The organism is Mesorhizobium sp. AR02, assembly GCF_024746835.1.
GTDB lineage: Bacteria > Pseudomonadota > Alphaproteobacteria > Rhizobiales > Rhizobiaceae > Mesorhizobium.
The window spans coordinates 2,537,031-2,551,805 of sequence record NZ_CP080531.1 but is presented as its reverse complement, the minus strand read 5'-3'; the positions used below and the strand labels follow the sequence as shown (position 1 = coordinate 2,551,805).

Genomic DNA, 14,775 nt, shown 5'->3' with positions numbered 1-14,775 from the left:
GATCGGTTATGGACGGAACGGCAAAACCGATTGGACTTTTTCCGGCGCCATGAGCCAAAATTCCATTCCCGACTTCTTCGTCTATGGCGAGCCGGTGCGGCCGCTCGACGTCGGTTTCCTGCATGTCGAGACAGTGCTCGCGCGGAGCAATATCCATCATGGCCAGGTTGCCGCGCACAAACATCCGCAGATGGGCCAGATCACCTACTGGACCAGCGGCTCCGGCACCTACCGTATCGAGGATCAGTCCTGGGACTTTTCGGCGCCCGCCGTCAGCTTCGTGCCGAGCACGATCGTGCATGGCTTCTCGATCGGCCCCGGCACCGACGCCATCGTCGTCTCGGTCGCCGACGATGCGCTTGCCGCCCTTGCCGGCCACAGCCTGCTGCCACTGGACAGGCCGGTCTTCGCCGACGGCCTGCTGCAAAGCGCCGCATGGCAGAGACTGGCGGCGGTGCTGGAGATGATCGCCGCCGAATACACGGAGGCGCAGGCCGGCAACGACAAGGTCCTGCCGGCGCTGATCGCCGTCGCGCTCTCCCACATCGCGCGTCTCGCACCGGCGACAATTGCCGCCGCACCGTCTTCCGATGCGTCGCTGGCGATAGGCTTGCGCCGCCTCGTCGATGCGCATTTCCGCGACAACTGGCCGGTCGAGCGCTATGTCGAGAGCCTTGCCACCACACCGCATCTTCTCGACAAGGCCAGCCGAGCGGTGCTGGGCAGCGGCGTCAAGCGGGTCGTCAGCGAACGCCGGCTGCTGGAGGCCAAACGGCTGCTGCTGTTCACCGTGCGCACGGTCGAGGACATCGCCTACGAGATCGGCTTCGACGATCCGGCCTATTTTTCCAGGTTTTTTCGTGAGCGGGTCGGTGAAGCGCCCGCCGCCTGGCGGCGGAGGCAGTTGCAACAGAGTTGACGTAGGAACGCACTTTCCCGCTTGACTGACCGGCGGGACCGAATACGCTAAGGCAAAATACCGGCTCTGATCGCCGGGCGGCAAGAATGCCTCGTATGCCTCGCCCTTGTGGCGCTGGCTGCGGGGCTTTTTCATTTCTGGGGTCCTGTTTGAAGCGGCGCATCGAGATCGGCATCCTCTATTCCCGTTCGGGGAGCTATCAGCTCGTCTCCGATGCGTGCCGCATGGGTGCCATGCGCGCCATCGCCGACATCAATGCCGACCGCAGCTCAGGCATCGAGCTGGTGCCGGTCGAGCGCGATCCGCAGAGCAATGCCGACCGCTACGCGACGCTGTGCGAAGACATCTTCAAGGCCAGCAGCGCGCGCCATGTCGTCGGCTGCGTCACCTCCTGGAGCCGCAAGGAGACGATCCCCGTTCTGGAAAAGGCCGGCGGCATGCTCTGGTACGCTTGCCCCTATGAGGGGTTCGAGGCCAATGAGCATGTCGTCTACATGCACGCTTGCCCAAACCAGCATCTGGTGCCGCTGATGGCCCATGTCGTGCCGCGCTTCGGCGCCAACGGCTTCCTGCTCGGCTCGAACTATATCTGGGGCTGGGAGATGAACCGCGTCGCGCGCGACCTGATCGCAGACGCCGGCGGCAAGGTGCTGGGCGAACGCTATCTGCGTATTGGCGAGACCGACGTGTCGCGCCTGATGGCGGAAATCCGGGCGACGCGGCCGAACTTCATCCTCAACAATCTGATCGGCACCTCATCCTACGCCTTCCTCGCCGCCTATCGCGACCTGGGCGACGAGGATCCTGCCTTCCGTCCGGAAAACTGCCCGGTCATCTCCTGCAACCTCACCGAGGGCGAACTGCCGGCGATCGGCGAAACGGGCAAGGGGCATCTGTCGGTCGGGCCCTATTTCGCGCCGCGGCCGGCCGCCTTCGCCTCGTCCTTCGAGGCCTCCGCCTATGCCTCCGTGCAGGTGATGGCCGATGTGCTCTCGCGGGATCCCGATGCCGGCCCGGCGGAATTCTCAAAAGCGTTTGCTGAGACACGCTTCTCCACCCGGCTCGGGCCGATCGCCATCGACGCCCACTCCCAGCACGCGACGCTGCCGGTGATCATCGGCCGGATCGCGGACGGCTTCTTCGAGGTGGTCAGCCGCGAGGATGAGGTCGCGCCGGACCCCTATCTGTCGCGCTACGATCCCGCCAAGACATTTGGCCGTCCGCGCCTGCGGGTGGTGTCGTGACCAGAACGCCGCGCATCCCCAATCTCGGCGGCGCCAGGGCCTTCATCCTGCATCGCCCGCATCCGACGGTGCAGGCGATCACAAGGCAATTGTCGGCGATTGGCCTGATCACGCTGGATTGCTGGCCAGAGCTGCCGCCCGAGGCGCTGGCGGCCGATTTCGTCTTCTTCGATGTCGATCTCGGCTTTGACGAGCAATTCCCGTGGAAGCCGGGCGAAGCGCCGATGCCGCTGGTGGCGCTGATCGGCTCCGAGGCGCCCGGCCGCATCGAATGGGCGCTGTCGCACAAGGCCGACGCGCAGCTCCTGAAGCCAGTCGGCAATGCCGGCGTCTACAGCGCACTGCTGATCGCGCGGCAGAGTTTCGAAGCGCGAAAACACTTAGCCGGTGAAATTGCGTCGCTGCGCCAGCGCGTCGCCGAGCGCCAGACCATCGTGCGCGCGGTGGCGGCGCTGTCGAAAGGCACGGACGACGAGCGCGCCTATGCGCAGCTGCGCTCGCTGGCGATGAGCTGGCAGATCAGCGTCGAGGACGCCGCGCGCCGGATCGTGGCAATGACCGACGAGGAAGGCGGCGATGACCAGTCCCATCGCGCCTGATCTCACGGCGCCTGCGCGCATGCCGGTCAAGCCGCGCCCTGGCGTCTGGCGCCGGCTGGTCAAACGCCGTCTGGCACTGCTCGGCCTGGTGATCGTCGCCTTGGTCGTCGTCGGCGCCGTGCTCGCGCCTTGGCTGACCGGCTACGATCCCAATGAGCAGATGTTCGACGGCCTGACCATCGAGGGTTCGCCTCTGCCGCCGGATGCCAAATTCTGGCTCGGCACCGACCTGCTTGGCCGCGACCTGCTGACCCGCATCCTCTATGGCGCCCGCACGTCGCTGATCATCGGCATCGTTGCCAATGGCGTGGCGCTGTTCATCGGCACTTTGGTCGGCGTCACCGCGGGCTATTTCCGCGGCTGGATCGGCAGCGCGCTGATGCGTTTCACCGATTTGATGATGGCCTTCCCGGCGCTGCTGCTCGCCATTTGCCTGGCGGCGGTTTTCCAGCCGAGCCTGTGGATCGTCGCCATGGTCATCGCGCTGGTCAACTGGGTGCAGACCGCGCGCGTCATCTACACCGAGACGTCCTCGCTCGCCGAGCGTGAGTTCATCGATGCCGAGCGCACCATCGGCGCCGGCGCGCCGCGCATCCTGTTTCGCCACATCCTGCCGCATCTCCTGCCGACCATCATCGTCTGGGGCACGCTCGGCATTTCGACGACGGTGCTGCTGGAGGCGACGCTCTCCTTCCTCGGCATCGGCGTGCAGCCGCCGACGGCCTCCTGGGGCAACATCATCTTCGAGAACCAGACCTATTTCCAGGCCGCACCCTGGCTGGTGTTCTTCCCCGGCGCCGCGATCCTGGCGCTGGCGCTGGCCTTCAACCTGATCGGCGACGCGCTGCGCGACATACTCGACCCGACACAAAGGGGTCGGGCATGATCGCCTATCTCGGCCGCCGCCTCATCCAGTCGCTGCTCATCCTGCTCGGCGTCTCGCTGATCACCTTTGCACTGCTCTATCTCCTGCCGGCCGACCCGGTGCGCCAGATCGCCGGCCGCAGCGCCACGCCGCAGACGGTCGAGAACATCCGCCAGCAGCTTGGCCTCGACCAGCCCTTCGTCGTCCAGTACTGGCGCTATCTGACCAAGCTCGTCAGCGGCGATCTCGGCCGCTCCTACATCCAGCGCTCCGAGGTCACCGAACTGATCGTCTCGCGGCTGCCGGCAAGCCTGCTCCTGATGGTCGGCGCTATCCTGTGCGAACTGCTGATCGGGCTCTCGATGGGCCTGATCGCCGCCGTCAAGCGCGGCACCGCCACCGACCAGACGCTGATGGTCGCCTCCTTCGTAGGTGTCTCGGCGCCGCAATTCGTCGTCGGGCTTTTGCTACTCTACGTCTTTGCCGTGCGGCTGAGCTGGTTTCCGATCGGCGGCTACGGCACCTGGCGTCATCTGGTGCTGCCCTCGCTCACCATGGGCATTCTCGGCGCCGGTTGGTACGCGCGCATGATGCGCTCGTCGATGATCGACGTGCTGCGCCAGGATTACGTGCGCACCGCCCGCGCCAAGGGCCTGGCACGCAGCGCCATCATCTTCCGCCATGCTTTGCCCAACGCCATCCTGCCGGTGATCGCCATGATCGGCATCGACATCGGCATCTTCATGGGCGGCATCGTCGTCGTCGAAAGCGTCTTCGGCTGGCCCGGCATTGGCCAGCTCGCCTGGCAAGCCATCCAGCGTGTCGACATCCCGATCATCATGGGCGTCACGCTGGTCTCGGCCTTCGCCATCGTGCTCGGCAATCTGCTCGCCGACATCATCGCGCCCTTCATCGACCCCCGTATCAAACTCAGATGAGCATCAAGCTCAGATGAAACCAAGAAAACAAACAGAGAAAGGGAACACGAAATGAAAAAATTTCTGGCCTCCACTGTAGCGGCATCGGCGCTGGCGCTGGCGCTGATGCTTGGCATGGCAAGCGCGCGTGCTGAGGACACCATTGATCCCAACGCCAAGCAGGGCGGCGCCATCACCATCACCTACAAGGACGATGTCGCGACGCTCGATCCGGCGATCGGCTACGACTGGCAGAACTGGTCGATGATCAAGAGCCTGTTCGACGGTCTGATGGACTACGAGCCGGGCACCACCAACCTTAAGCCCGACCTTGCCGAAAGCTACGAGATTTCGCCCGACGGCAAGACCTTCACCTTCAAGCTGCGCCACGGTGTGAAATTCCACAATGGCCGCGAGATGACGGCCGACGACGTGAAATATTCGCTCGACCGCGTCACCAATCCGAAGACGCAGAGCCCGGGTGCGGGCTTCTTCGGCTCGATCAAGGGCTATGACGATGTCGCCGCCGGCAAGGCGACAAGCCTCTCCGGTGTCACCGTCGTCGACCCCTATACGGTCAAGTTCGAGCTGACCCGCCCCGACGCCACCTTCCTGCATGTCATGGCCATCAACTTCTCGCATGTCGTGCCGAAGGAAGAGGTCGAGAAATACGGCGCCGATTTCGGCAAGCATCCGGTCGGCACCGGCGCCTTCAAGCTCGCCGAATGGACGCTCGGCCAACGCATCGTCTTCGAGCGCAATCCGGATTACTGGCACAAGGGCCTGCCGCATCTCGACAAGATCACCTTCGAGATCGGCCAGGAGCCGATCGTGGCGCTGCTGCGCCTGCAGAAGGGCGAGATCGACGTGCCCGGCGACGGCATTCCGCCGGCAAAATTCCAGGAGGTGATGGCCGATCCCGAACAGAAGGCGCGCGTCGTCGAAGGCGGCCAGCTGCACACCGGCTACGTCACCATGAACACCACCATGGCGCCGTTCGACAATGTGAAGGTGCGCCAGGCCGTCAACATGGCGATCAACAAGGCGCGCATCATCCAGATCATCAACGGCCGCGCCGTGCCGGCCAACCAGCCGCTGCCACCGTCGATGCCGGGCTACGACAAGGAATACAAGGGCTATCCTTATGACGTCGCCAAGGCCAAGGCGCTGCTTGCCGAGGCCGGCCATCCCGACGGTTTCGACACGCAATTGTTCGCCATGAACACCGATCCCAACCCGCGCATCGCCCAGGCGATCCAGCAGGATCTGGCGGCGATCGGCATCAAGGCCAGCATCCAGTCGCTCGCCCAGGCCAACGTCATCGCCGCTGGCGGCGACAAGGCCGGCGCGCCGATGATCTGGTCCGGCGGCATGGCCTGGATCGCCGATTTCCCGGATCCGTCCAACTTCTACGGCCCGATCCTTGGCTGCGCGGGCGCGGTGCCCGGCGGCTGGAACTGGTCGTGGTACTGCAACAAGGACCTCGACGCCAAGGCGGCCGAGGCCGACTCGGTGGTTGACCCGGCGAAGGCCGTAGAGCGCGACAAGATGTGGAGCGCCATCTACGACAAGGTGATGGAGGACGCGCCGTGGGCACCGGTCTTCAACGAACAGCGCTTCACCATGAAGTCGGCGCGCATGGGCGGTGCCGACAACCTCTATGTCGACCCGGTCCATATCCCGATCAACTATGACAATGTGTACGTAAAAGATGTGCAATAACTGCGACTACACCATCCACGGGCGCCATCACCATTTCGGCTGGGACAATTCCTTTGTCCCGGCCGAGCGGGTTGCGCCCGGCTCGACCATCGAGTTCCAGTGCCTCGATTCCTCCGGCGGCCAGTTGAAGGCCGATAGCACGGTCGCCGATATCGCCAAGCTCGACTTCGCCGGGATCAATCCGGTGACCGGGCCGATCTTCGTCGAGGGCGCCGAGCCCGGTGACGCGCTGAAGGTGACGATCGAGATGTTCAAACCGTCCGGCTTCGGCTGGACGGGGAACATTCCGGGTTTCGGCCTGCTCGCCGACGACTTCAAGGAGCCGGCGCTCAACATCTGGAAATACGACGCCGCTTCGCTGGAACCGGCGCTGTTCGGCAAAAATGCGCGTGTGCCACTGAAACCTTTCGCCGGCACCATCGGCAATGCGCCGGCGGAGATGGGCCTTCACTCGGTCGTGCCGCCCCGGCGCGTCGGCGGCAATCTCGACATCCGCGATCTCGCCGCCGGCACGACGCTGTACCTGCCGGTGGAGGTGGCCGGTGCGCTGTTCTCGGTCGGCGACACCCATGCCGCGCAAGGCGACGGCGAGGTCTGCGGCACGGCAATCGAAAGCCCGATGGATGTCGTGCTCAAGCTCGACCTGGTCAAGGACGCCAGGCTGAAGACGCCGCGCTTCACCACGCCGGGTCCGGTGACACGCCATCTCGACGCCAAGGGCTATGAGGTGACGACCGGCATCGGCCCCGATTTGATGACTGGGGCCAAGGAAGCGGTGGCGCAGATGGTCGACCTGCTCGCCGGGCGCTACAAAATAGACCCGGTCGAAGCCTACATGCTGGCCTCGGTGTGCGGCGATCTTCGCATATCGGAAATCGTCGACATGCCGAACTGGGTGGTGTCGTTCTACTTCCCGCGCTGCGTGTTTGAATGAACACAGGCGCGGGCAAAAGCTGGCCCGGGGCAACCGCCCCGGTGACGGCCGGAGCGGTGCTCGACATCGCCAACCTCTCCGTCAGCGTGCGCGGCGAGGAGGGCGAGCGCGAAGTCGTCTCCAACCTCTCCCTGACGCTGGCGCGTGGCGAAACGCTATGCATTGCCGGCGAATCCGGCTCCGGCAAGTCGATGACGGCGCTAGCAATCATGCAGCTCCTGCCGCAACCTGCCGCGCGCATTTCGTCTGGAAAAATCCGACTTGGCGACACCAATCTGGCTGATCTCGATGAGCGGCAGATGCGTCGCATTCGCGGCGACCGCATCGCCATGATCTTCCAGGAGCCGATGACCTCGCTCAACCCTGTGCTGTCGATCGGCCGGCAGCTGACCGAATCGATCGAGGTGCATACCAGCCTGTCGCAGGCTGAGGCGCGTCAACGCGCCATCGAGGCGCTGAAGGCGGTGCGCATTTCGGAAGCCGAAAGCCGGCTAAAGCAGTTTCCGCACGAACTCTCCGGTGGCATGCGCCAGCGGGTGATGATCGCCATGGCGCTGGCGCTCGAGCCGGATGTGCTGATCGCCGACGAGCCGACGACGGCGCTCGACGTCACCGTGCAAGGCGAGGTGCTGGAGCTCTTGCGCGACCTGCAGCGCCAGCATGGCACCAGCGTCATCCTCATCACCCACGATATGGGCGTGGTCGCCGAGATGGCCGACCGCGTCATCATCATGCGGCACGGCCGCATGGTCGAGCAAGGGAACACAGCCGACATCTTCGCCCGGCCGCAAGCCGATTATACGCGTGAGCTGCTCGCCGCCGTGCCGCGCATCGGCAGCGGCGTGGGGCGGCAAAAATCCAAGGATGCTACCGAAGTTTCGAAGTCGGCCAACGTCGCCGATGTCAAAGACCTGCATGTCCGCTTCGATCTGCGCGGCGGCGTCTTCGGCCGGGTCACCCGCCGGGTCCATGCGGTCGAGGGCGTCAGCTTTTCGATCGCACCCAACGAGACGCTGGCGCTGGTCGGCGAATCCGGCTGCGGCAAGTCGACCACTGCCAAGGCGCTGGCCGGGCTGGTGCCTTACAGCGGCGACATCGTCATAGGCGGGCGCAATTTGTCCGGCCTCGGCCGTGACGAGCGCAAGGCCGTACGCCGCGACGTGCAGATGATTTTCCAGGACCCTTTCGCCTCGCTCGACCCACGCATGCGCGTCGGCGACCTCGTCGCCGAGCCGCTGGTCATCCACGGCATCGCCTCGAAGGACGAGCGCAGGGAGCGCGTCGCGGCGCTGTTCGAGCGCGTCGGCCTGTCGGCCGATCAGATGGAGCTCTATCCGCACGAATTCTCGGGTGGCCAGCGCCAGCGCGTCTGTATCGCCCGCGCTCTCGCCTTGCGGCCAAAGCTGATCATCGCCGATGAAAGCGTGTCGGCGCTCGACGTCTCGGTGCAGGCGCGCGTGCTCGACCTTTTGAAGGAATTACAGCGCGAATTCGGCGTCGCCTATCTCTTCATCTCGCATGACATGGCGGTGGTAGAGAACATCTCCGACCGCGTCGCCGTCATGTATCTCGGCCAGATCGTCGAGATGGGCACGCGCGACCAGGTCTTTTCCAACCCGCGCCACCCCTACACGAGGCGGCTGATCGAAGCCGTGCCGGTGCCGGACCCGGCGCAGCGCAGAAGCCGCTTCGCCCGCCTCGACCAGGAAATCCCGAGCGCCACCCGCAGGATCGGCGAGGCACCGCTGAAACTGGCATTGCAGGATGTCGGCAAAGGGCACCTCGTCGCTGCCGGTAATTAAGTTAGAGCAATCTCACTGCTCTCTGGTGGTTTCGGGGGGAACTCGCCCAATTTGCTGAGCGAATACAAGCTCTCCATCCCTTCGGCCGGGCGCCCGGGGAAGAGCTGGTTCCAGAGCTGCACGACATGTTCGGCCATCTTCAGCTTGATGGCCAGATCTGTTTCGTATGTGTGCAGCACATGCTGATGAATCAGCTGCCGCGTGCGGAGCAGTGCCTCTGAAGGGGGAGCCGTGATGACGCTGGTCAGGCTGTCCCCATGCCGCCGGTGCTGGTTGAGCATTGCAGACTCATAGGCGACCGAGCCATTACGGATTGCCTCGAGGATAAAGTACCAATCGCCGCCCACCGGCAGGGACAAGACCTGCCCGACGAAATCCGGCGTGATGTCGAACTTCCGAAAGACCGCCGCACTGATGTTGATGACCGTGTTCTTGACGCCCAGCCCTTCGTTGACTTCCTGTTCGGCCGAAACCTGATAGCTGCGTTTCCATTTGAAATCGGAGAGATCGGTGAGGTACGGGCTGGACGGATAGTCGCCGACGATCTCGCTTCTGTCGTTGATGATCTTCGATGCGCAAAAGGCAAACTTCACGCTTGGATCGCGAAACAGCGGCACGAGTGTTTCGAGGAAACTCGGGTCCGATACGTCGTCGCCTTCGGCGATCCAGATCAAATCGGCGCTTGCAAGCGCCACGCCCTTGAACCATTGAGGATAAGGTGCGCCGGAATTGCGTTCATTGACGATGACACGGGTGCCATAGACGCCCGCATAATAATCCAGAATCGATTGGCTATCGTCTGTCGAGGCATCATCCAGGATGATGAGTTCGAAATCCTGAAAGGACTGCCCCAAAATACTGTCCATCCGTTCGTGCAGATAGCGGGCGCAGTTGAAGTTCGGCACGATGATCGAGACAGCGGGGGGCTTGCTTGCCACCTTACGCATGGTCGACAGCAGGCGCGGAAAGACCCGGTCGGTGGAAAAATGCCGGCGCGCCTTCGCGCTCGCCTGCCTGCCGAGCTTTGCCCGCAATGGCTGGTCCCGGATCAGTTTCAGCGTGGCATCGGCCATCGCGACAGTATTAGTCCATCCGACGATGATGCCGGCATCCTCTTCGACGAACTCCGGTGCCCCGCCGCTCCCTGCGAAGCAGATCACCGGCAACTCGGCGGATGCCGCTTCCAGCACAACGCGGGCGAACGGCTCTTCGCGGGATGTCAGGAGAAACAGATCGGCACCCCGCAAATAGGCGCGCACATCGTCGACATCACCCAGGAATGTGACCTTTTCGTCCAACCCGTCCGCCCGCAACCTGTCGAGGTGCTGCGACCACGTGCCGAGAGCTGTGTCCCTTTCCCGCTCCGGAAACGAGCCGAGCCAGTAGAAATGATAGTCTTCAACCCCGCGTGCCCGAAGAATTCGGGCGACCTCGATAAAGAGGTCGGCCCCTTTGCGGAAGGGAACTCCGATGCCCGATCCGACGACGATGGCCTTGTCCATCGGCCAGCCGGCAAGGCGGCGGCTTTCAAGGCGCTGGATTTCCGTACGACTGTGATCGGCGCCGGCTTGCGGAACCGCACTTGGGACTACGTCTATGGCGTCCGTCGCAATTTTGTGCTCGGACACCAGATAGTCACGGACACTTCGGGAGCACGCTACGAATCTCTGCGTGCGGGAAACGACATCGTCCATGTCGTCCTTTGCGTGTCGAGCGACACTCGTTGCCAACTCCCTGGCATGCGTCAGGATTGGCCTGCCCAGTTCAGCAAAGCAGCGCGTGCAGACGGCCGGTCGCCAAGCTGTTGCAATAGATGAGGTCCGGCTCGCCGCCGTACCAAGCCCTGATGCGGGCCAGCTTGGTAGCGGTCGTGTCGGTCTCCGAAACCAGATCGTTCAGAAGGACGGTATCGACGACGCCTCGGAGCTGTTCGAGCTGTTGACCACCTGCCAGGCACAGCACCTTGATCTCCAGATCCGTGTGCGATTGGAGCCACTGGATGATATTGATCAGCGATGCCTGCGCTCCGCCGAGAGCCGCATCGTGCGACACGAACAAAACGCGCCAGGATGGACCCCTGGGCAATTTGCCGGCCGCTGGCGGAGCCGCCAGAACGTCCCGTGTCTCCTGCAGATAGGCGTAGCCGTAGCGCGCGTCGGGCTCGAGATAGGCTCCCTCCGCCCATTCGTTCCAGGCATTGACGAAGATCAGGCGGCTGTCGAAATCGGCAAAACGATCGCATGTATCGACGACCGCGTTGCTGAGCCATTCTCCGTAGCGCGACGGCGACGCGTTCACCAGAATATAGGCAGCCGCCATTCTCCGCGCCGTGTTGTCCCAGGAAGGGCAAAGTCCGCGAAACAGCGTGTAGGGGGCCTGCGGGTAGGCGCCGCTGCGATCAGCAAGCTCCGTCCAGTCATAGATCCTCCCCGTGAAGCCGCTCTTGAGCGTTGGGATACTGGCGCTGATCTCGGGAAACGTTCCGAGATTTGGGGGAAACTCGATGGCTGCGTCGAATCCAAATTCCGCAGGATCGACCGTGTCGAACGACTGCGGATAGGCAAGAAAAATCTCGCCGATGCCGGCATCCCGGCAATAAGCTCTCCAGCGCTGTGCCGTTTCAGTTGCTGACGGAAACAATCCGGGCCGGTAGACCATAAGCAGTGGCTTGCCGCCGATACGGATGTATCGCCGGTCGCGGAAATAGCCGGATACGTATTCGATGAAAGCCAGGTCGTCCTCGGGCGAGTGCGATTGCGGGATCAGCACCTCCTGGTCGCGCCCATCCCAACGGCGGCTCCAGGGCTCGTTTGCCCAATTGATGCAGAAGCCCAGTTCGTGAGCATCATTTTCGACAAATTGGGTGATCGGCATCTCGAGGACGCGCTTGCCGTTGAACCAGTAGAAGTGAAAACAGAATCCCGAAATGCCATACTGCATGGCGATCTCGATCTGTTCCTTCTGGATGTCTTTCACCCGCAGGTCATAGAAGCCGAGATCCGCCGGCAGTCGGGGCTGATAGTGACCGTCGAACTGTGGCACCGCCCGTGTCACATTCGTCCATTCCGTGAAGCCCTTCCCCCAAAAGGCATCATTTTCAGGAATCGGGTGGAACTGCGGTAGGTAGAAGGCAATGACGCGCGCGCGCAAAGCGGCGGGTCGCCTCTCGCTGGATCGCGGCACATAGGTGCCGGGCCTTTGAATGGAGCCGCCTGCGGCCATAGTCGAATTCGTGGCCGGAGCACGCCGGGTCTCGCACTCTTCACTCTTGCCGAAGCGGACATAGTGATCCAGCGGATTCATCGCCGCCAAAGCGACGTCGGGATAGCTGGTCAGATAGTACTCGGTGTCGAAGTCCGGATTCGGGTTTCGGAACTCGGCGGCACCATGATCGATGTAGTGGAGGATCGGGTCGATCCCGCTCGCGGCGACATCCCGATTTTGAGCCAGATACCATGGTCCATCGAACTGTCCGCTGGCGCTAATTCGTTGCCAGATCCGAAATCTCTTCCACCGCCTCCTGCTGGTGATCGATTTTATAAAGATCATGAGGTCGGATCTATTCAATCGGGTCTGCCTCGCGGAAATCAGGCTGCATTCTCATCGTCCCAGGCAGTTCCGGAGATCTTCGTGCAGATCATTCCGAGTATCCGCTCGAGCGCATGCTGCAACGTGCCGTCTTGCTGACCTGTCTCGCTGGGAAATGACGCCAGGGACAGATCAAGCTGCTTGAGAGGTTCCAGCGCGTCGCGCCGAACCCAGAACATCGTTCCGGCAAAGAAGTCGAGGGGGCAGTCAGTCGCCACCCCCATCGTCTCCAGCAGGTTGAGGATCATCGCCTTGTTCTTGCCCCACGCGGCGTCCTCGCTCTTCCATTCATTGGGCAATCGAAAGCGACGGGACCCGATCATCTCAGTGTCCCGCGAACGCCCGAACTCGGCGATGATGCGGTCGACCACGGCGCGCGATCCGACCAGGTCGAAGACACTCGCCTGGCGCCAAACCTCACCAAGGATCATCCGCGGTCCACTCAGATCCGACTTCTTGCCGTGCAGTTTGCAGATAAGATCGAAGGGATCGAGCCGTCCTTCGCGGAGCAATTGGATGAAGGGACCGACGTCGCGACCGCGATTGTCATAGACAATGACCTCGGCGTTCCGAAATCGGGCATGGACGCGTTGCGCGAGTGCCGCATCGGGTCGGGTCAGTGTGAGGATGAGATGGAACGGACGACCGATCGCCTCCAGCAGCGCCTCGAATTCGGGCCAGAGGTCGGGATAATGCAGATGCAACGCAACAACGATCTTCGGCTCGGCGATGGGCAGGTGTTCCGGAGGTCGGATCGAGGGGCCTTCAAAGTGCCGCGACAGGGTCTTCTGCAGATTGGTACTTGCCACCCCAAAGCCCCAGGCTGCGAGGCTTTTAAGCGAATGGGTCAAATCGCGCCCTTCCGGTCCCGCAATATGCAGGAGAGGGCGCAGGACAATGCCTTGGCCCAGTGGCAGTTCAAATCCTTTCTGGCGCCGGCGGCGGCGCAACACTGTGCCAACATCCCCGATCCTCAGGGGGCGGATGCTTGCGGCAGCGATGTCGCTTCCATCGAATTGCAACACTAGGCCGCCTTCGCTGCTTCTGAGCAGATAGGACGTCCGCCTGGTAACCGGCACATAGACGATCCTGTCGGCATGTCCTGGGCGGCGAACATTGACCCGAAGAAACGGCATCCGCCTGTCTGTCGGCGAAAGCTCGACGATGTAGCGTCCCGGCGTGTGGACGGAGATTTCGCTCAGGGCACTGCTTCGGTCGACACCCCATGCCTCTCCTTTTCGCGGCTCGCGGGGCAGGAAATCAGGCAAGGCAACTCTCGTGTCGGGAGCGTCAGGCGACATAGCCGTTGTTCCGATTCGCGCGCGATCGGTCAAGGATGCTGTCGAATATGCCTATCAATCGGCCAAGGGAATTGATCAGTCTATTTCGATTAAGCGTCAGGCAATAGAAGCCTATTTTCGTCGAATAGCGGAGTATGTCCACGAATGGGCTATAGGCGATACCGTATTTTTTGCGCAAGTGGATCTCCGACCGCATCTTCGACCGATACCGGAAGATCCGTGACCGGGTTGATTGCGCAACTGAAGTGCCGACGTCGTGGACAGCATGCGCGCCACTGACAAGGATCATGGGTTCGTCACGCTGCAGCAGGCGATGAGAGAGGTCGTCATCTTCGAAATACAGAAAGATATCCTCATCAAATCCGCCCGTATCGAGGAAGAGCGTTCGTTTGATCATGAACACGCCGCCATTGACGAAGCGGACGCAACAATCCCCCCAGACCTGCCGGATGCGTGTGGGCAGCGACACACCGGACAGGCGATCGATCTCGCTCTGCTCGCGAAACCACAGCCGCCCATCCACCGTGTTGGTGCGCGGCACGAAGACGCCGCAATTTGGGTATCGTTCAGCCGCCTGCATGAGCGCATCGACGGCGTCCGTCCCAAGACGCACGTCGGGATTGATGAACAGCAGATACTCCCCCGATGCCGCCGCCGCCCCGATGTTGCAGGCGTGCCCAAAGCCGAGGTTTACAGCATTATCAATACGATGAACGGAAAAGTCCGACAGCGCGGCGGAAAGATCGTCGGTACTTGCATTGTCGACGCATATGATCTCCAGCCCTGGAGGCAGGCGAGCGAGCGCGCCACGCACGGTATGCGCGCTGTTATGCGTCACGGTAATAGCAGTTATCGACCTATTCATTACCAAAGCCATCCTGATA

At 62.6% G+C, this 14,775-nt stretch carries 12 protein-coding genes; 8 read left to right on the top strand and 4 right to left on the bottom strand.

Going from position 1 to position 14,775, the window contains the following annotated elements; all coding sequences use genetic code 11:
* Positions 1-49 precede the first annotated feature (49 nt).
* The 8 genes from DBIPINDM_RS16365 to DBIPINDM_RS16330 all read left to right on the top strand — a co-directional run bounded on the left by DBIPINDM_RS16365 (position 50) and on the right by DBIPINDM_RS16330 (position 9,002).
* Positions 50-919 (top strand): helix-turn-helix domain-containing protein, encoded by an 870-nt coding sequence (locus DBIPINDM_RS16365; protein WP_258588212.1) that lies wholly within the window; start codon positions 50-52, stop codon positions 917-919.
* 149 nt (positions 920-1,068) lie between these two features.
* Positions 1,069-2,163, top strand: coding sequence for a transporter substrate-binding protein (locus DBIPINDM_RS16360; protein ID WP_258588211.1), 1,095 nt, complete (start codon positions 1,069-1,071; stop codon positions 2,161-2,163).
* Positions 2,160-2,762, top strand: a complete 603-nt coding sequence (locus tag DBIPINDM_RS16355; protein ID WP_258588210.1) for an ANTAR domain-containing response regulator — start codon at positions 2,160-2,162, stop codon at positions 2,760-2,762. The genes DBIPINDM_RS16360 and DBIPINDM_RS16355 overlap by 4 nt, the downstream gene beginning before the upstream one ends.
* Positions 2,740-3,648: an ABC transporter permease gene (locus DBIPINDM_RS16350; RefSeq protein WP_258588209.1), complete on the top strand. Its 909-nt coding sequence runs from the start codon at positions 2,740-2,742 to the stop codon at positions 3,646-3,648. Before DBIPINDM_RS16355 ends, DBIPINDM_RS16350 begins: the two co-directional genes overlap by 23 nt.
* A complete protein-coding gene (locus tag DBIPINDM_RS16345) occupies positions 3,645-4,565 on the top strand; it encodes an ABC transporter permease (RefSeq protein WP_027032292.1) in 921 nt (306 codons plus the stop codon). Before DBIPINDM_RS16350 ends, DBIPINDM_RS16345 begins: the two co-directional genes overlap by 4 nt.
* Before the next feature lie 51 nt (positions 4,566-4,616).
* Positions 4,617-6,266, top strand: coding sequence for an ABC transporter substrate-binding protein (locus DBIPINDM_RS16340; RefSeq protein ID WP_258588208.1), 1,650 nt, complete (start codon positions 4,617-4,619; stop codon positions 6,264-6,266).
* Positions 6,256-7,200, top strand: coding sequence for an acetamidase/formamidase family protein (locus tag DBIPINDM_RS16335; protein WP_258588207.1), 945 nt, complete (start codon positions 6,256-6,258; stop codon positions 7,198-7,200). The genes DBIPINDM_RS16340 and DBIPINDM_RS16335 overlap by 11 nt, the downstream gene beginning before the upstream one ends.
* On the top strand, positions 7,197-9,002 hold the full coding sequence (locus tag DBIPINDM_RS16330) for an ABC transporter ATP-binding protein (RefSeq protein ID WP_258588206.1): 1,806 nt from the start codon (positions 7,197-7,199) through the stop codon (positions 9,000-9,002). The genes DBIPINDM_RS16335 and DBIPINDM_RS16330 overlap by 4 nt, the downstream gene beginning before the upstream one ends.
* On the opposite strand, the gene DBIPINDM_RS16325 is transcribed toward DBIPINDM_RS16330, so the two are convergent.
* The 4 genes from DBIPINDM_RS16325 to DBIPINDM_RS16310 all read right to left on the bottom strand — a co-directional run bounded on the left by DBIPINDM_RS16325 (position 8,999) and on the right by DBIPINDM_RS16310 (position 14,768).
* Positions 8,999-10,696 carry a glycosyltransferase gene (locus DBIPINDM_RS16325; RefSeq protein WP_258588205.1) on the bottom strand — a complete coding sequence of 566 codons (1,698 nt, stop codon included), beginning with the start codon at positions 10,694-10,696 and terminating at the stop codon, positions 8,999-9,001. The two genes, DBIPINDM_RS16330 and DBIPINDM_RS16325, sit on opposite strands and share 4 nt — an antisense overlap.
* Positions 10,697-10,766: 70 nt before the next feature.
* Complete coding sequence (locus DBIPINDM_RS16320; protein WP_258588204.1) at positions 10,767-12,551, bottom strand: glycoside hydrolase family 99-like domain-containing protein; 1,785 nt, start codon at positions 12,549-12,551, stop codon at positions 10,767-10,769.
* 38 nt (positions 12,552-12,589) lie between these two features.
* Entirely contained in the window at positions 12,590-13,858 is a 1,269-nt protein-coding gene (locus DBIPINDM_RS16315) for a rhamnan synthesis F family protein (protein ID WP_258588203.1), read from the bottom strand.
* Positions 13,859-13,880: 22 nt separating this feature from the next.
* Positions 13,881-14,768: a glycosyltransferase family 2 protein gene (locus tag DBIPINDM_RS16310; protein WP_258588202.1), complete on the bottom strand. Its 888-nt coding sequence runs from the start codon at positions 14,766-14,768 to the stop codon at positions 13,881-13,883.
* Positions 14,769-14,775 lie beyond the last annotated feature (7 nt).